The 16,224-nt window shown below is 64.4% G+C and carries 16 protein-coding genes; 8 read left to right on the top strand and 8 right to left on the bottom strand.

Features of this window, described 5'->3' with window-relative positions:
* Positions 1–326: 326 nt before the first annotated feature.
* Positions 327–629: a 30S ribosomal protein S20 gene (gene rpsT, locus J2W49_RS24910; RefSeq protein ID WP_310322403.1), complete on the bottom strand. Its 303-nt coding sequence runs from the start codon at positions 627–629 to the stop codon at positions 327–329.
* A gap of 93 nt (positions 630–722) precedes the next feature.
* Positions 723–1,346, bottom strand: a complete 624-nt coding sequence (locus J2W49_RS24915; RefSeq protein WP_310322404.1) for a LysE family translocator — start codon at positions 1,344–1,346, stop codon at positions 723–725.
* 194 nt (positions 1,347–1,540) lie between these two features.
* Here J2W49_RS24915 and murJ point away from each other — a divergent pair, with 194 nt between their 5' ends.
* From murJ to J2W49_RS24930, 3 genes are read left to right on the top strand one after another with little or no spacing between them, the layout of a single operon-like run.
* Positions 1,541–3,106, top strand: a complete 1,566-nt coding sequence (gene murJ / locus J2W49_RS24920; RefSeq protein ID WP_310322406.1) for a murein biosynthesis integral membrane protein MurJ — start codon at positions 1,541–1,543, stop codon at positions 3,104–3,106.
* Positions 3,107–3,137: 31 nt separating this feature from the next.
* A complete protein-coding gene (locus tag J2W49_RS24925; protein WP_310322408.1) occupies positions 3,138–3,995 on the top strand; it encodes a SirB1 family protein in 858 nt (285 codons plus the stop codon).
* Positions 3,996–4,015: 20 nt separating this feature from the next.
* On the top strand, positions 4,016–4,648 hold the full coding sequence (locus tag J2W49_RS24930) for a Rossmann-fold NAD(P)-binding domain-containing protein (protein ID WP_310322410.1): 633 nt from the start codon (positions 4,016–4,018) through the stop codon (positions 4,646–4,648).
* Positions 4,649–4,894: 246 nt separating this feature from the next.
* Here J2W49_RS24930 and J2W49_RS24935 read toward each other — a convergent pair whose 3' ends face one another.
* From J2W49_RS24935 to purM, 4 genes are all read right to left on the bottom strand, one after another.
* A complete protein-coding gene (locus tag J2W49_RS24935) occupies positions 4,895–5,890 on the bottom strand; it encodes a GlxA family transcriptional regulator (protein WP_310322413.1) in 996 nt (331 codons plus the stop codon).
* A complete protein-coding gene (locus J2W49_RS24940) occupies positions 5,875–6,471 on the bottom strand; it encodes a DJ-1/PfpI family protein (RefSeq protein WP_310322415.1) in 597 nt (198 codons plus the stop codon). Before J2W49_RS24940 ends, J2W49_RS24935 begins: the two co-directional genes overlap by 16 nt.
* 17 nt (positions 6,472–6,488) lie before the next feature.
* Entirely contained in the window at positions 6,489–7,043 is a 555-nt protein-coding gene (locus tag J2W49_RS24945) for a cysteine hydrolase family protein (RefSeq protein WP_310322417.1), read from the bottom strand.
* 177 nt (positions 7,044–7,220) lie between these two features.
* Entirely contained in the window at positions 7,221–8,258 is a 1,038-nt protein-coding gene (purM, locus tag J2W49_RS24950; protein WP_310322419.1) for a phosphoribosylformylglycinamidine cyclo-ligase, read from the bottom strand.
* Between the two features lie 193 nt (positions 8,259–8,451).
* Here purM and J2W49_RS24955 point away from each other — a divergent pair, with 193 nt between their 5' ends.
* From J2W49_RS24955 to folK, 5 genes are all read left to right on the top strand, one after another.
* Entirely contained in the window at positions 8,452–9,576 is a 1,125-nt protein-coding gene (locus J2W49_RS24955) for an AI-2E family transporter (protein WP_310322421.1), read from the top strand.
* A gap of 280 nt (positions 9,577–9,856) precedes the next feature.
* Positions 9,857–10,543, top strand: a complete 687-nt coding sequence (gene hda / locus J2W49_RS24960; RefSeq protein WP_310322587.1) for a DnaA regulatory inactivator Hda — start codon at positions 9,857–9,859, stop codon at positions 10,541–10,543.
* The gene (locus J2W49_RS24965) at positions 10,540–11,265 is read left to right on the top strand and encodes a histidinol-phosphatase (RefSeq protein ID WP_310322423.1); all 726 of its coding nucleotides are present in this window, start codon (positions 10,540–10,542) and stop codon (positions 11,263–11,265) included. Before hda ends, J2W49_RS24965 begins: the two co-directional genes overlap by 4 nt.
* Entirely contained in the window at positions 11,262–12,923 is a 1,662-nt protein-coding gene (pcnB, locus tag J2W49_RS24970) for a polynucleotide adenylyltransferase PcnB (RefSeq protein WP_310322426.1), read from the top strand. Before J2W49_RS24965 ends, pcnB begins: the two co-directional genes overlap by 4 nt.
* A 16-nt stretch (positions 12,924–12,939) precedes the next feature.
* On the top strand, positions 12,940–13,413 hold the full coding sequence (gene folK / locus J2W49_RS24975) for a 2-amino-4-hydroxy-6-hydroxymethyldihydropteridine diphosphokinase (RefSeq protein WP_310322428.1): 474 nt from the start codon (positions 12,940–12,942) through the stop codon (positions 13,411–13,413).
* Between the two features lie 60 nt (positions 13,414–13,473).
* On the opposite strand, the gene pdxH is transcribed toward folK, so the two are convergent.
* Both pdxH and ltrA read right to left on the bottom strand, forming a co-directional pair.
* The gene (gene pdxH, locus J2W49_RS24980) at positions 13,474–14,121 is read right to left on the bottom strand and encodes a pyridoxamine 5'-phosphate oxidase (protein WP_310322430.1); all 648 of its coding nucleotides are present in this window, start codon (positions 14,119–14,121) and stop codon (positions 13,474–13,476) included.
* A 121-nt stretch (positions 14,122–14,242) separates the two neighbouring features.
* The gene (gene ltrA / locus J2W49_RS24985; protein WP_310322431.1) at positions 14,243–15,949 is read right to left on the bottom strand and encodes a group II intron reverse transcriptase/maturase; all 1,707 of its coding nucleotides are present in this window, start codon (positions 15,947–15,949) and stop codon (positions 14,243–14,245) included.
* Positions 15,950–16,224 lie beyond the last annotated feature (275 nt).

The following is a 16,224-nucleotide window of genomic DNA, read 5'->3' on the forward strand; positions in this document are numbered from 1 at the left end:
GGCGGGGTGGGGGCAATCTTTGCCAGTCGGTCTGAGCCAATAGCCGGAAGTTCCAGGCCCTCCACCCCAACCCCTCAACCATACAAGCCGGTTCCTCGGTATCTCTGGACTAGGGCACTTCGCTCCGGAAGGGTGCGTGCCCACCCCTGTCGATTGGCGTTTCTTGGTGTAGCCACTTCTCACTCGCTCCACGTGTGAACCGCCTTCCAGACGCAAAAAAGCCGTCTTGCGACGGCTTTTTTGCTTTTGCTGGCAGCGCACCGTTTCAAACGGCAGACCCTTGAAGGGTCCGGGCTGGTGGTCTGGCGGGGCAGACCGTGGGGGTGTCAGGCGGCGGTGGCGGTGGCCAGCGTCTTGACTTTGGAGGACAGGCGGCTCTTGTCGCGAGCGGCCTTGTTCTTGTGGAAGATGCCCTTGTCGGCAACGATGTCCACCACTTTTTGCATCTTGGCAAACAGTTCGGTGGCCTTTTCCTTGTCGCCGGCCAGAACGGCTTTTTCCACGTTCTTCACGGCGGTGCGGTACTTGGAGCGCAGCGAGGTGTTCGCGGCGTTGATCTTGACGTCCTGGCGGACGCGCTTGCGGCCTGAGGCCAGGCGGGGGTTCTTTTTCTTTGGCTTGGTTGCCATGATGAGTTTCCTTTAGGTGTTTGGGATGATGCCAGCAAAGCCCGCGATTTTAGCATGAGCCACCTCCTTGGCAAATCGCGTCGTGTGGCTGGCTCAGCTTCGGCTGAGCAAGAGCTTCAGGCCGAAAAGCGCCATCACCCCGCCAGTGAGGCGGTCAATAGCCTTCTTCGCCAGGGCATATCCGCTGCGAGCCCGTTGGGCGGAAAACACGGTGGCCAGCATCACATGCCATACCACAGACATCAGCCCGACCAGCAGGACGGCTGCAAGCTTGATGCCGACCGAGAGTCCTGGCGTAAACAGCATGGCGAAAGCGCTGCTGAAAAATACCAGCGTCTTGGGATTGGTCAGATTTGTGAGCAGGCCATCGCGAAACGCTGACCAGGCGTTGAGTTGTGTGGTTGGTGGTTCCACGGTCGGCAGCGGTCTGGAGGCTGCCCAGAATGTCCTGACGCCGATCCAGAGCAGGTAGAGGCCGCCAGCGATCTGCAGCGCGCGGTGCAGCCACTGCATGTGCTCCATCGCCATGCCCAGTCCCGCAGCAGCCATGGCCGCCCAGATCACACTGGCGCAGGACACACCGAGCCCGGCCCACACAGCCTGCCGGCGGCACTGGCGCGCAGCGGTGGTTGTGATCACCAGGAAACTTGGCCCCGGGCTGACGACCAGCAGCAAGTACAGACCTGCGACACCAAAAAGAAATTGAATCTCCTGCATGAGGTCCTCCTGGTTGGCAGTGGCAATCCACCGTGTATGTACGCTGTGGTTTGCGGGCGCAACAGACTACCAGATCTGTGGGGCTTTTAAGCGCATCCTCGCACTGAGGAGTGCGCTGCCTTAGTCAAGGGCAGCCGGGGATCGGGGCTTTGCCCGGCCGCAGGCGGTGCAGGGGGTTCTCTTACACTCGCGCGGTGACACTGTTCAAATCCGCCTCCCTGATCTCCGTGCTGACGCTGGCGTCGCGCATCACCGGCCTGTTGCGTGAACTGCTGATGGCATCGACCTTCGGTGCCAGCGCCCTGACCGACGCCTTCAACGTCGCGTTCCGCATTCCCAACTTTTTCCGGCGCCTGTTCGCCGAAGGCGCTTTCAGCCAGGCCTTTGTGCCGGTGCTGGCCGCCGCCCGCGAGAAGGACGGGGAGGCGTCCACCAAGGAACTGGTGGACCAGATCGCCACCGTGCTGGCCTGGGTGCTCACCTTCACTTGCATCCTGGGTGTGGCGGGCGCGCCGGTGCTGGTCTGGGCCATGGCCAGCGGCCTGAAGCAGAGTCCCGAGGGCTTTGAGACCGCTGTTTTCCTGACCCGCTGGATGTTCCCGTACATCGCTTTCATGTCGTTTGTGGCACTGGCCGCGGGCATCCTCAACACCTGGAAGCGTTTCGCGGTACCGGCTGCCACCCCGGTGCTGCTCAATGTGGCCCTGATTGCGGCGGCGGGGTGGGGGGCTCCCTGGTTCGGCAGCATGGGCATTGAGCCCATCTACGCCATGGCCGCTGGCGTGCTGCTGGGCGGGGCGCTGCAGCTGTCGGTGCAGATACCGGCCTTGCGTCGCATCGGCATGCTGCCGCATGTGGGCTTGCGTTGGTCTTCGCTGCGCACGGCATGGCGTCACCCGGGCACGCGACGGATCACCACCCTTATGCTCCCAGCGCTGCTGGGCGTGAGCGTGGCGCAGATCTCGCTGCTGATCAACACGCAGATCGCTTCCCATCTGACCGTGGGCAGCGTGAGCTGGCTCACTTATGCCGATCGCCTGATGGAATTTCCCACGGCCATGCTCGGCGTGGCGCTGGGTGTGGTGCTGCTGCCCCAGCTGGCGGCGGCCCGGGCGGCAGACGATGCCGATCGCTACAGCGGCCTGCTGGACTGGGGCCTGCGCCTGGTGGTGCTGCTGGCGGTGCCCAGTGCGGTGGCTCTGCTGACTTTTGCCCGGCCCCTGGTCGCAGTGCTGTACCACTACGGCGCCTTCACCGCTGCCGATGTGCAACAGACCTCGCTGGCCCTGATGGGCTATGGCGCGGGCCTGATCGGCCTGATCGCCATCAAGGTGCTGGCGCCCGGTTTCTATGCGCGGCAGGACATTCGCACCCCCGTGAAGATCGCCATCGTGGTGCTGGTGCTGACCCAGTGCATGAACCTGCTGCTGGTGCCGTTCCTGGCCCATGCGGGGCTGGCACTGGCCATCGGCATTGGCGCCATGGTCAACGCGCTGTGGCTGCTGCTCGGTCTGATCAATCGGGGTGCCTACAAGCCTTCACCCGGCTGGGGCCGTTTCGGACTGCAGGTGGTGGCGGCCAGCGCATTGCTGGCGGTGTTTCTGATGGCGATGACCACCCAGGTGAACTGGCTGGCATTTGAGGGGCGGGCGCTGGGCCGCGTGGGGTTGTTGACCCTCTGTATCCTGGGGGCGGTTCTGGTGTATTTTGTGACTTTGTTGCTGTCGGGTTTGAACCTGCGCCAATTCGTCAGAAAATAGCCGAACCGCCGTCACCGCCCGCCCACCCACCATGTCTGCCGCCTACGACTACTTGGCGCCCACGCCTCTGGGGTACTTTGCTGCCCTGGTGGGTGATGACGAGAGCCTGCCGCTGCTGGAAGCGGCCACCGCCGTGGCACAGGACGAATACCCCGATCTTGACGTTCAGGCGGTGCTGGGCGACGTGGACCAGCTGCTGGCTCGTGTGCGCCGGCGCTGCGCGACAGAGACCGAACCCCTGCCGCGCCTTCGGCTGCTGAACCAGTTCTTCTTCCATGACATGGGGTTTGGCGGCAATGTCAACAACTACTACGACCCGGACAACAGCTACCTGAACGCCGTCTTGCGCACGCGCCGGGGCATTCCCATCACGCTGGCGGTGCTGTGGCTGGAACTGGCGCAGGGCTTGGGCCTGAAGGCGCGCGGTGTCAACTTCCCCGGGCATTTCATGGTCAAGGTCAACCTGCCGAACGGGCAGGTGGTGATCGATCCCTTCAGCGGGCAGTCGCTCAGCCGCGAAGACTTGTCGGAACGGCTGGAGCCCTACAAACGGCGCAATGGCCTGGTCGACGATTTCGATGTGCCGGTGGGGCTGTACCTGCAGGCTGCCGCACCACGCGAGATCCTCGCCCGTATCCTGCGCAACCTCAAGGAAATTCACCGCACCCAGGAAGACTGGCTGCGCCTGATCGCGGTGGAGGACCGCTTGCTGGTGCTCTTGCCCGACGCCTGGAGCGAATACCGCGACCGCGGGCTGGCCTGGGCCGAAATGGGCGAGGCGCGCCTGGCCGTTAGCGATCTGGAAATCTACGTCGATCACACCGAAGACACCCTGGAGCGCGACGCCATCGATCAGCGCCTGCAGGAATTGCGTCGTGCGCTGAACTGACCGGCGAAAGACATTCGCCCATGACGACGCTGCTGATCCTGGGCGCCACTGGACTTGTGGGGCGTTCTGTGCTGAGCCAGGCACTGGCCGATCGCAGTGTGAGAAGGGTGGTGGCCCCTACCCGAAAACCCCTGCCACCCCATGCCCGCCTGCACAATCCGCAGCCGGATTTTGAGCGTTTGCCGGGAGACGCGGATTGGTGGAAGGTGGACGCGGTGATCTGTGCGTTGGGCACAACCATCGCCAAGGCGGGCTCCCGCGAAGCGTTTTACAGGGTCGACCACGACCTGCCCTTGCGCGCGGCCGAACTCGCGCTGGCACACGGTGCGCGGGCCTATGCGCTGAATTCGGCGCTGGGCGCGGACCCGCTGTCCAAAGTGTTTTATTCGCGCACCAAGGGCGAGCTGGAACGCGATCTGCAGAAACTGGGCTACCCGTCGCTCACCCTGGTTCGGCCCGGGTTGATTGGCGGCGAGCGCGAAGAGTCGCGCCCGGCCGAGCAGATCGGGGTGACCCTGTCGCAATGGCTGCGTCCGCTGTTGCCGCTGCGCTACCGCGTGGTGCCGGCTGAGAACATCGCACACCACCTGCTTCTGGCGGCCTTGGCAGCCCGCCATGGGGTGCATGCGGTGCCGTCGGAAGCGATGGTGTGAAAGAGAGCACCCCCGCGTCGCTTCGCGCCACCCCCTCAAGGGGGCGATACCTGTGGCCCGGCAAAGCCGGCCCGACGGTATCTCTGGACTGGGTCATTTCGCGCCGGAAAAGCTCAGATACACCCCCGCGCCGCTTCGCGTCACCCCCAAGGGGGCGATACCAGTGGCCCGGCAAAGCCGGTTCCACGGTATCTCTTGACGGGGTACTTCGCTTCGGGTCGGGTATTGGTGTGAGTTTCGACAGGTTCAGCCCGCACGGCATTTTGGACTGCCGGCTTTTCCGAGCAGATGCCAGGTACGCCGCAACTGGGTGTCGGAACTGAAACCGGCCAGTTCGGCCGCCTGGGTCACGCTGTGGCCTGAGCGCAGCGCGGCTTCGGCCAGATCGAGCCGGATGTTGCGCAGGTAGGCCAGTGGCGCGATGGCGGCGTGGGTGAGGAACAGCCGGGTGAGGTGGCGTGGCGAGGTGCAGGCGACTTCGGCCATGCGCGGCAGCGACCAGTCGGCCTGCGGCTGCTGGCCGATCATGTCCTGCACGCGGTGGATGGCTGGATGCAGGTGGTCCCGAAAGCGCAGGAACGGCGAAAGCTCGGGGTCGTTCGGTCCGCGCCGCAAGGCCACCACCATGCCCTGGGCCACCTGGGCCGCCAGCGCGGGGCCACAGACCTTGCTGATGCGGTGCAGGAAGAGGTCGATGCCCGTGGTGACACCGGCACTGCTGCACACCGGGCCATCCATGAGGAACACCCGGTTGGCCACCACGTCGCAAGCCGGGGCCACATCGCGCAGTTCGTCCAGATGCTGGTGATGGGTGGTGGCGCGCCGGCCGTCGAGCAGGCCGGCGTGGGCGGCCAGCACGGCGCCGGCGCACACGGTCAGCAACTCCACTCTGCCTGTGGCGAACTGCAGTCCGCGCAACCAGTGCATGAGCCTGCGGGCGGGTTCGTTGTCGACTGCGATCCGGGCGCCGGGTTGGCCGACCAGTACCACCCAGCAGGCTTCAGCAAGCTGCGCGGGCAGGGGCTCGATGTCGCTCACCATGGCGCCCACCGAGCTCCGGGTTCGGGCCTCGGGGCCCACAAAACGCAAGCGAAAGGCATCGGGCTTGCCGGCGGCACGCATGCACAGGTTGGCGATGCGCAAGGCCTCGGCCGGGCCGGCCCAGTCCAGGATGAGGCTGTCCGGCAGGAGGACGAACAGCACTTCGATGGGCTGGACTTTCGGTTTCAGGCGCGCGTCCACTGGAAATCCATTTGGTGGGCCGTGCGTTCGGCCAGCGCCATGCCGGCCAGGCGTGCCACCAGGTGCAGGCTCATGTCGATGCCGGCGCTGATGCCGGCGGAGGTCACCACACGGCCCTGGTCGACCCAGCGCACGCCGTCTCTCACCGTGAGTGCCGGAAATCGCCGGGCAAGGTCGTCCAGATCCTCCCAGTGGGTGGTCACTTCACCGGTGGTGAGCACACCGCTGGCGGCGAGCAGGAAGGCGCCGGTACACACCGAAGCCGTGATCTGAGCAGAACGGTCGGCGCGGGCGATCCAGGCCAGTGTCTGTGTGCTGGTCAGTGCGTCGTCGACCACGCCACCCGGCACGATGAGCACGTCTGGCGCAGGGGCGTCTTCGAAAGCGTGGGTGGGCAACAGCGTGAGGCCGGCACGCGCCCGTACCGGCATGTGGTTCTGCGCAACGCAGTGCACGTCGAACAGGACCGCAGCCGCAGGGCTTTCGCGCTGGTGCATGCGGCTGGCCGTGGTGAACACCTCGTAGGGGCCGGCCAGGTCCAGCGCCTCCACCTGGTCAAAGGCCAGAATCGCGACCTTCATGGTTTGGGCAGGCCGGGTCACACGCCCTCCAGGGCCTGTGCTGGCGTGCAAAGGCGAACGAACCGGTCTTTCAACACCGTGGCGGTGCGGGCGCGGATATCTGCGGCCAGCAGCGGGCTGCCATCGGGCTGCACCATGTCGAAGGTCAGGGTGGCATCCAGCACGAAGTCCACGGTGTAGCCCAGGTCGGAGGCGTGCCGCGCCGTGGTTTCGCAACACTGTTCTGTGCGGATGCCGCTGACGATCAGGCGCTGCATGCCGTTGCTGTTCAGCCAGACATCCAGCCCGGTACCGACGAGAGCGCTGTGGCGTGATTTGTGGAAAGTGGCGGCGGCGTCGAAGTCAGCCAGCCCGTCGAGCGGCCTCACCGCGCCCGATTCCTCTGAAAACGGGTTGCTGGGCACCGCCGGTCCCTGCCGGTGGAACACACGCACGATGGGCATGTTCACGGCTTTGGCGCCTTCGATGAGGGCGTTCTGCGCAGCCAGGTAGGCCGGCAGATCCTGTTGGCTGAAGAACGGGAAGTGGCGGAACGACTCTTGAACATCGATCACGATCAGACAAGTTTTCATGGGTGTTCCTTGATGGAGTGAAAGCCTGAATTGTCCCCTTGTGATTGAGTGTTGTCCGCCACGGTAAGGGACGGATTTCGATCATTTCAAGACATCATTCTTAAGAAATGGAAATCCAGATGCTGCCATGAAAAAAGGCCCGCTGAGCGGGCCTTTGTGCAGGTCAGGACTGTTGCTTCAGCCCACCACCACCGCAGCGTCTTCGCCCCGGGGGGCGATCACGCCGATCTCGTACACCGTCTCGCCCAGTTCGCGCAGCGTGGTGGCGCAAGCAGCCGCTTCTTCAGCCGCGATCACCACCACCATGCCGATACCGTTGTTGAAGGTGCGGTTCATCTCGGTGTCGTCGATGCCGGCGGTTTTCTGCAGCCAGGCGAACAGCTCGGTCTGGGGCCAGCTACCGGCCTTCAGGTGGGCGGCGGTGCCTTCCGGCAGCACGCGCGGAATGTTTTCAAGCAAACCACCGCCGGTGATGTGAGCCAGGGCCTTGATGGGATGGGTGGCCAGCGCGGCCAGCACGTTCTTCACGTACAGGCGGGTCGGCGCCATGATGGCTTCGCGGAACGGCTGGCCGTCCAGCGTGGCGGGCAGGTCCGCTCCGGCGCGTTCGATGCACTTGCGAACCAGCGAAAAACCGTTGGAATGCACCCCGTGCGAGGCCAGACCCAGCACCACATCACCGGGCTTCAAGCTCTGGCCGGTGAGGATCTTCGATTTTTCGACCGCACCCACGCAGAAACCGGCCAGGTCGTACTCGCCAGCAGGGTACATGCCGGGCATTTCGGCCGTTTCGCCACCAATGAGCGCGCAACCCGAGAGCTCACACCCCTTGGCAATGCCGCCCACCACCGCAGCGGCCGTGTCCACATCCAGCTTGCCGCAGGCAAAGTAGTCCAGGAAGAACAGCGGCTCGGCGCCCTGCACCAGCACGTCGTTCACGCTCATGCCCACCAGGTCGATGCCCACGGTGTCGTGCATGTTCCATTCAAAAGCGAGCTTGAGCTTGGTGCCCACGCCGTCGGTGCCGCTGACCAGCACGGGTTCCTTGTAGCGCTTGGGCACTTCGAACAGGGCGCCAAAGCCACCGATGCCCGCCAGCACGCCTTCGCGCATGGTCTTTTTGGCCAGAGGCTTGATGCGTTCGATGAGCGCATCGCCAGCGTCGATGTCGACACCAGCGTCTTTGTACGAAATGGGAGTGGTGGGGGAGGTCATGTGGGCAGGGGCGGCACAGGCCGCGAGGGGGTGAAGTTGGCGACGCCTGGGACCGGCGCACCGCGTTTTGGCGGGGCGGCGCCCGGCGCCAGGGGCGTTCGGCGTCGGCAACAAGGGCGCGGAATAGAATTTGCGGTGGATTTTAAGGGTTTGCTCCCGCCGCCCGTCCCGTCAACACGCCGAACCGCCCCCCATGACCTTCACACCTACCCAGATCCGCGCAGCCGCCTGGACCACGATTGCCGTGGTGAGCTGGCTCCTGCTGACGCTGCTGGCGCCGGTGCTCATGCCCTTCCTGCTGGCGGCGGTGATTGCCTATGTGCTGCACCCATGGGTGGAACGCATGCGGGCCAGGCGAGTGCCTCGCTGGCTGGGCGCGGGCCTGGCCATCTCCTTGCTCATGCTGGTGATGCTGGCGGTGGTGCTGCTCATCGTGCCGGTCATCACCAAACAGGCGCCGCTGCTGCGCGACCAGGTCCCGGCGCTGCTGGAGCGGTTGAATGACTGGGTGGTGCCCTTTGCTGGCCGCTTTGGCGTGGACGCCCAGGTCGATGTCACCGTGGTGCGCGAAGGCCTGAAGTCGCTCGTCAGCGGGCACGAGAGCGAGCTGATCGAGGGACTGTTGTCTTCGTTGCGCATTGGTGGCAGCGCGCTGGCCGCCGTGGTGGGCAACCTGTTCCTCATGCCCATCGTGGCTTTTTACCTGCTGCTGGACTGGAACAATCTGGTGCAGCGCTCCAAGGGCCTGATTCCGCCGCGCTGGCGCGAAAGCGTGCAGAGCTTCCTGGACGAGACCGACGAAGTGCTGGGCCAGTACTTGCGAGGCCAACTGGTCGTGATGGGCCTGCTCGCGGTGATCTACACCGTGCTGCTGGTGCTGGTGGGGCTGGATCTGGCCCTGCCGATCGGCGTGTTCACCGGGCTGGCGGTTTTTGTGCCCTACCTCGGTTTCGGGCTGGGTCTGGTGCTGGCCCTGCTGGCGGCCCTGTTGCAGTTTCAGACCTTGTTGGGTGTGGGGCTGGTTTTTGGCGTGTACATGCTGGGTCAGGCCTTTGAGAGCATGTACCTCACACCACGCCTGCTGGGTGAGCGCATTGGCCTGCACCCCATTGCCGTGATCTTTGCCTTGCTGGCGTTCGGCCATCTGTTCGGTTTTGTGGGGGTGCTGATCGCGCTGCCAGCCAGCGCGGTGCTGCTGGTGGCGATCCGCCGGGCTCGCAACGAATACCTCAAGAGTGAGCTTTATCTGGACGAGGCGCCTGCGGAGCCGTCCCCCCCGCTGGCCCTGCCGCCCTCCACAAACGGTGGTGAAGCATGAGCGCAGCGCCGGGCCGCTCCCAAGCAAGCTCTCACCGCAGCCCGCTGGGCGAAGGTGTTTCGGTGCTCGCAGCGCCGGGCCGCTCCCAAGCAAGCTCGCACCGCAGCCCGCTGGGCGAAGGTGTTTCGGTGCTCGCAGCGCCGGGCCGCTCCCAAGCAAGCTCGCACCGCAGCCCGCTGGGCGAAGGTGTTCCGGTGCTCACAGTGCCAAACCGTTCTCAGGCAAGCCCGCTCCGAAGCTGGAAGGGCGAGGGCCAGTCATGAGCCAGCCTCCCGCTCCGATGAAGCAGATGGCGCTGGACATCGGGCTTGCGCCAGTGCCCACGCTGGACAATTTCGTGGCAGCGGGCAACGAAGCAGCGTTGGAACACCTGCGCCTGTGGGCGGGCAATCCGATGCGCTCGCCGGTGCCTACCTACCTGTGGGGCGAGGGGGGCAGTGGCAAGTCGCACCTGCTGCGCGGCGTGCGGGAAGCCCTGCGCGAGCAGGACAGTCGCGTGGGCTGGATGGACGCCAGCACCCTGCACCCGCCTGAGTACGACGAACACTGGGACGCGGTGCTGTTGGACGACTGTCAGCTCTACACGGCAGAGCAGCAGGCGGCGGCCTTCAACTGGTTTGTCAACGCCCAGAATCCGCCACACGGCCCGGCGCGATGGGTGCTCGCCGCAGCGGACCGCCCTCCCGCCGACCTGCAATTGCGCGAAGATCTGCGCACCCGCCTGGGCTGGGGGCATGTGTTTCAGCTGCGCGCGCTGGGCGAAGCCGAGCGCCGCTCCGTTTTGCGCCGCGCGGCAGACGAGCGCGGCGTGTTCCTCAGTGACGAGGTGATGGACTTCATGCTGACCCGCTTTGCACGTGACCTTTCCAGCCTGATGCTGCTGCTGGAACAGCTCGATGGCTATGCCCTGCGCACCCAGCGCGCCATCACCATCCCGCTGATCAGATCCATGCTTGAAAACGAATGACAACATCCCCGAACGCCACCGCTGCGACGACCGGTTCGCAGGCGCCCCAAAGCATCCGACTGGCCCTCTTCGATCTTGACCACACGCTGATTCCCCTGGACTCCGACTACGCCTGGGGCGAGTTCACCGTCGCCCAGGGCTGGCGCGACGCGGCCACGTTCTCGCTGGCGAACGACCGGTTCTACGCGGCCTACAAGGCCGGCACACTGGACATCCACGAATACGTGCACTTCGCCACCGCCGCCGTGCGGGAACAGGGCATGCTTGCTGCCAACGAGGCACATGAGCGCTTTATGCAGGAGGTGATCCGCCCTGCGATGCGGGAAAAGGCCCTGGCTGTCGTGAAAGCGCACCAGGCGGCAGGCGACCAGGTGGTCATCGTCACGGCCACCAACGCTTTTGTCACCCGCCCCATCGCCACCGCCTTTGGTGTGGACGAACTCATCGCCATCGATCTTGAGACCGATGCCGCAGGCACGCCCACCGGCCTGATTCGGGGTGTTCCCTCGTTCCGGGAAGGCAAGGTCGCACGTGTGGAACAATGGCTGGCTGCGCGCGGCCTGAACTGGGCAAGTGTTGCGCACAGCACTTTCTACAGCGACTCCATCAACGATCTGCCGCTGCTGGAGAAGGTGCACGAGCCCGTGGCGACCAATCCGGACGACCGGCTCAAGGCCATTGCCCTGGAGCGGGGCTGGCGCATATTGAACCTATTCGAATGATCAAAAAATTCATTAACAGGCTGCTGGGCAAGGGTGAGGGCACCACCGGCCGGCGCGCCAGCCCCTTTGGCAAACGCGAAGATGTGCCGGTGCAGGTGCACGGCATCGACCCCAAACTGGTGGACCAGCGGGCGCTGGACGTGGTGCACACTCTCAAGCAGGCCGGCTTTGAAGCCTACATCGTCGGCGGCGCCGTGCGCGACCTGCTGCTGGGCCTGCGCCCCAAGGACTTCGACGTGGCCACCAGCGCCACGCCCGAACAGGTCAAGGGACTGTTCCGCCGCGCCTTCATCATCGGGCGGCGCTTTCGCATCGTGCATGTGATCTACGGGCGGGGCCGTGAACACGAAATGATCGAGGTCTCCACCTTCCGCGCTTACCTGGACAGCGCAGCTGCCGAGCAGGTGACCGGCAACGAGCGCACCAGCAAGGGCCAGCTCGCGGGCATGACGCACGCCGTGGACGCCAGTGGACGGGTGCTGCGCGACAACGTGTGGGGACCCATCGAGCACGATGCCGCGCGCCGCGACTTCAGCATCAACGCCATGTACTACGACCCGGAAAGCCAGACCGTGGTCGACTTCCACCACGGCATCCGGGACGCAAAGAAAAAGACGCTGCGCATGATCGGCGACGCGGCCACCCGCTACCGCGAAGACCCGGTGCGCATCATCCGCGCGGTGCGTTTTGCCGCCAAGCTCAACGCCCTGGGTTTCCAGTTCGACCCCAAGACCCGCGAGCCCTTGGTGGCCTCGCGCAACCTGCTGGCCGACGTGCCGCAGAGCCGCTTGTTCGACGAGATGCTCAAGCTGTTGCAGACCGGCCACGCGCTGGCCAGCATCGAACAGCTCAAGGCCCATGGCCTGGCCAATGGCATCTACCCGCTGCTCGACGTGGTGGTGCAGCGCGCTGACGACCCCTTCGTGAAACTGGCGCTGCAGGACACCGACCGGCGCGTGGGCGAAGGCAAGCCGGTGGCGCCGAGCTTCCTGCTGGCCTGCGTGCTCTGGGCCGATGTGCGCAAGGGCTGGAGCCAGCGTTTGCAGCCACGCCCCAACCAGCGCCCGACCCCGCCGGTGGCGGCTTTGCAGGACGCCGTGGACGATGCCTTCGATGCCCGCATTGGCGACGTGTCGGGCCGCGGCAAGCTGGGTGCGGACATGCGCGAGATCTGGATGATGCAGCCGCGTTTTGACAAACGTGTGGGCTCGTCGCCGTTCAGCCTGGTGGACCAGGCGCGCTTCCGCGCCGGTTTTGACTTCCTGCGCCTGCGCGCCCAGGTGGGTGAGGTGGAAGAAGAGTTGGCCCACTGGTGGGAAACCTTCCAGAGCGTCAGCGATGAAATGCGCGACGACATGATCGACGCGCAACGGCGTGCCAACCTGGCCAAGCCCGGTGGCCCAGGCGCGGCGCGCCGCGTCAAGCGCAGCGATGCCGATCATCCGGTGAACGCCCCAGCACCTGATCCCCGTTTTCGCCCGGTGACCGGAGCGGAAGAGGGCGATGAGGACGGGCCAGAAATGAGCGGCCCGACGGATGCGGTGCCACCAGACGGCACGGCACCCGCCAAAAAACGCCGCCGCCGGCGCCGCAAGCCCACGGGCGCCCCGCGTGCCGAAGGTGGTACCGGTGGTGACGGACCGGATGAACCTGGCTGAATGTGGTTGCCCGGGCATGACCCGCGAACCCGTGATCGCCTACGTGGCGCTGGGGGCCAACCTGGGTGATGCGGCCGGCGCGCTGCGGGAAGCGGTGCAGGTGTTGGCCCAGACGCCCGGCATTTCAGGGCTGCGCTGCTCAGGCCTCTACCGTTCGGCACCAGTGGATGCCAGCGGGCCCGATTTCATCAACGCTGTGGTGGAGCTGCGCACGCTGCTGACCGCGCCTGAACTGCTCGATGCGCTGCAGGCCATCGAAACCGAGGCAGGCCGCCTGCGACCCTACCGGCACGCCCCGCGCACGCTCGACCTCGACCTGTTGCTCTATGGCAGTGCCAGCGTGGCCTCAACCCGGCTCACCGTGCCGCATCCACGCATGTGGCAGCGCGCGTTCGTGCTGGTGCCACTGGCCGACTTGGCACCGCACCTTGTGAGCGCGGGTCAACTTGTCGCGGTGGCCGATCAGACCATTGAACCACTGGGAGTCTGAACCCCGCTGCGCGGGTCGCTGCCCCGCAAGAGGGCCGGCCTTGCTGGGGGCAACCCGGCGCTACGGGGCGAGTCGTTCGCGTACCCAGGTGCCGTCGTCCTGCTTCAGGTAGCGAAGACGGTCGTGCAGACGGCTTTTGCGACCCTGCCAGAATTCCCAGCGCTCGGGGCGCAGGCGGTAGCCTCCCCAATGTGGCGGGCGGGGTGGCTGCAGCAGGAACTGTGCACCGTAGCGGGCTGCGTTGGCTACCAGCACGCCACGACCGTCGATCACCTGGCTCTGCGGGCTGGCCCAGGCACCGATGCGGCTGTCGAGTGGCCGGCTGTGGAAGTAGGCGTCACTCTCTTCATCGCTGACCTTCTCGACAGAGCCCTCGATGCGCACCACCCGCTCCAGCTCCACCCAGTGGAACTGCAGGGCGGCGAACGGGTTGCCCGCGAGTTCCTGGCCCTTGCGGCTCTGGTAGTTGGTGTACCAGACGATGCCGCGTTCGTCGAAATCCTTGATCAGCACGATCCGGGTGCTGGGCCGCAAGTCCGAGCCTACCGTGGCCAGCGTCATGGCGTTGGGCTCCGGGACTTCGCTCTGAATGGCTTCTTCCAGCCAGTGGGCAAACTGGCGCAGCGGATCGGGCTGAGATGCCGATTCGCTGAGTTCGGCTTTTTCGTAGCTTTTGCGCAGGTCGGCGATGTTGGAGGGTAGGGACATAGTATTTCTACTATATCCCCCCCAAAGAACCGTACGTGCGCCTTTCGACGCATACGGCTCACGCACGACCACTGATTTCACGGGGTCATCGGGCTGCATGACCCTATCCCGCTCCGTCAGATTAAAGTCCCCGTGCTGGGACCGGCTTGGTGACCTCCAAACCTAGGGCGTGGGTACGCCTGTGACACCATGAATGCAGGAGCACTCGGTTGGCCAGACTGTTTGAACCACCGTATCGAACTTCTTCGATGTGGTGGTCCTCATGCCTGCCGTCCTCGTACTCCAGATCCGTGCCACAAAACACGCACTTTCCTGATTGCGAGAGCCACAGTTCCAGCCGTTGAGCGTTCCAGATGCTTTGCTTCATCCGTTTCACCCTCAGACCTTCCCAGTAAGGCTCCCATGCTGGATCGAAGGGGTTGTAAGCCCCCTTGATCTTTACGTGGCGCACGATGGACGTGTCCGCCAGGTGGTACAGCCGTAGCTGCACCACTTCTTCCCACCGATTGATGGCCTTGGCGGAGAACTCCCAACGGGTGTCGGGATGACACCAGTAGTGCAGGAACACCTTGCCTCTGCTCCACCGGGGATGTCGCCGCATTCCCCATCGCCACAACCGCCAGAGGATCTGGTGATCGAGCTTGGTGAACGTTGCCTTGGCCACCACGCCTTGGTGGTACATCGCCCAACCTTTGAGGATCGGGTTCAGTTTCTGAATCAACTCAGCTTTGGGGCGGGAGACATGACGGGCAATGACTTCGCTGACCTTGCCGTAGAACGCTTGCACGTTTTTCCGGCTTGGCTTGATGAGCAGTTTTTCCGAGTATTTCCGGAAATTCCACCCCAGGAAATCGAACCCTTCATTGATATGCACGATGCGTGTCTTGCCCGTGTGCAGTTGCAATCCCCGCTCGCGCAGGAATGCTTCTACCCATGGCTTGACCACCGTCACCAGCAGCTCTTGCGAGTCACCAGTGATGACGAAGTCATCTGCATACCTCACCAGATTGACCTTGGCCTTCTTGACCCCTGTGACACCCAATCGATCCGTTAGAAATCGTTTGAGGCCGGTCTCGAGTCCGTCCAGCGCAATGTTGGCCAACAGCGGTGAGATGATGCCCCCCTGCGGGGTGCCTTGCTCGGTCCGCTGGAACTGGTTCTTGTCCACCACTCCGCATCGCAGCCACTGCCCCAGCACCCGCTTGTTCATACGAACTTTGGCGAGCAACCAGTCGTGGTTGATGTTGTCGAAGAACCCCACGATGTCCGCATCCAATACCCATTGGGCCGAGCCCTTTTGAGACAGAGACACAAACAATTGCGAGCGTGCATCGTGCGTGCTTCTGCCTTTCCTGAACCCGTACGAGTTTGGATCGGCGTGGCACTCTGCAGCGGGCTCTATCGCAAGCAAGAACAAGGCTTGCATTGCCCGGTCCCGCATGGTCGGTATCCCCAGTGGGCGTTCCCGGCCATCACTCTTTGGAATCCGGACGCGCCGCAGCGGCTTGGCCCGGTATCCCCGCAGGATCAATCGACTCACTGCTTCCCATTTCTTCTCAGGCGTATCCCATAGTTCGCGATCCACGCCACTGGTTCGCTTCCCTTGGTTTTCGGTCACTTTCCTGACGGCCAATGCCTTGGCCTGCCAGCACCGGATGAGACTTCGTTGGAGTCGTTTGACCCTTCGGAAATCCTTTTCCAGTTCCGCCTGCGCGATTCTCGCTTGCGCTTTTCCTACGAATCGTTGGGCGGCTTTCCAATCAATGGAATGCCACTCGCTGTATTCGTCGCGAAGCGCAGCATCAAAGAGTTCTCTGATGTTTTCCATGCCTTCTCCGGTTCGGTTGAGACCCGTGTGAAGGCACCCGTCCCCGAAGGCACGAATGCCCTCCGGGGTCGGTTTAAAAGACGCTCACGGCTCGCGCCGTCGCACCTGTTGCAAGTCAGCAGGCTTTCACCTCGGGGTAGGACCCCTATGCCGCCCATTACAGACGGCCGTTCGCTTTTTGCAACTTCCTTTGCCCACTGCGCCATCGCCCTTGCTTGCGCTTGGGTTGCCAATCTCTTGCGAGCTTGGCGACGCATTGGGTTTACCTCGTTTCC

It is taken from the genome of Hydrogenophaga palleronii (assembly GCF_031457455.1).
Lineage (GTDB): Bacteria > Pseudomonadota > Gammaproteobacteria > Burkholderiales > Burkholderiaceae_C > Hydrogenophaga > Hydrogenophaga palleronii_A.

Bases quoted from the DNA above. Each gene is read 5' to 3' on its own strand.
- rpsT (WP_310322403.1), bottom strand. From the start codon at position 629: ATGGCAACCAAGCCAAAGAAAAAGAACCCCCGCCTGGCCTCAGGCCGC.
- J2W49_RS24915 (WP_310322404.1), bottom strand. From the start codon at position 1,346: ATGCAGGAGATTCAATTTCTTTTTGGTGTCGCAGGTCTGTACTTGCTG.
- J2W49_RS24925 (WP_310322408.1), top strand. From the start codon at position 3,138: ATGTCTGCCGCCTACGACTACTTGGCGCCCACGCCTCTGGGGTACTTT.
- J2W49_RS24930 (WP_310322410.1), top strand. From the start codon at position 4,016: ATGACGACGCTGCTGATCCTGGGCGCCACTGGACTTGTGGGGCGTTCT.
- J2W49_RS24940 (WP_310322415.1), bottom strand. From the start codon at position 6,471: ATGAAGGTCGCGATTCTGGCCTTTGACCAGGTGGAGGCGCTGGACCTG.
- J2W49_RS24945 (WP_310322417.1), bottom strand. From the start codon at position 7,043: ATGAAAACTTGTCTGATCGTGATCGATGTTCAAGAGTCGTTCCGCCAC.
- purM (WP_310322419.1), bottom strand. From the start codon at position 8,258: ATGACCTCCCCCACCACTCCCATTTCGTACAAAGACGCTGGTGTCGAC.
- J2W49_RS24955 (WP_310322421.1), top strand. From the start codon at position 8,452: ATGACCTTCACACCTACCCAGATCCGCGCAGCCGCCTGGACCACGATT.
- hda (WP_310322587.1), top strand. From the start codon at position 9,857: ATGAAGCAGATGGCGCTGGACATCGGGCTTGCGCCAGTGCCCACGCTG.
- J2W49_RS24965 (WP_310322423.1), top strand. From the start codon at position 10,540: ATGACAACATCCCCGAACGCCACCGCTGCGACGACCGGTTCGCAGGCG.
- pcnB (WP_310322426.1), top strand. From the start codon at position 11,262: ATGATCAAAAAATTCATTAACAGGCTGCTGGGCAAGGGTGAGGGCACC.
- folK (WP_310322428.1), top strand. From the start codon at position 12,940: ATGACCCGCGAACCCGTGATCGCCTACGTGGCGCTGGGGGCCAACCTG.
- pdxH (WP_310322430.1), bottom strand. From the start codon at position 14,121: ATGTCCCTACCCTCCAACATCGCCGACCTGCGCAAAAGCTACGAAAAA.
- ltrA (WP_310322431.1), bottom strand. From the start codon at position 15,949: ATGGAAAACATCAGAGAACTCTTTGATGCTGCGCTTCGCGACGAATAC.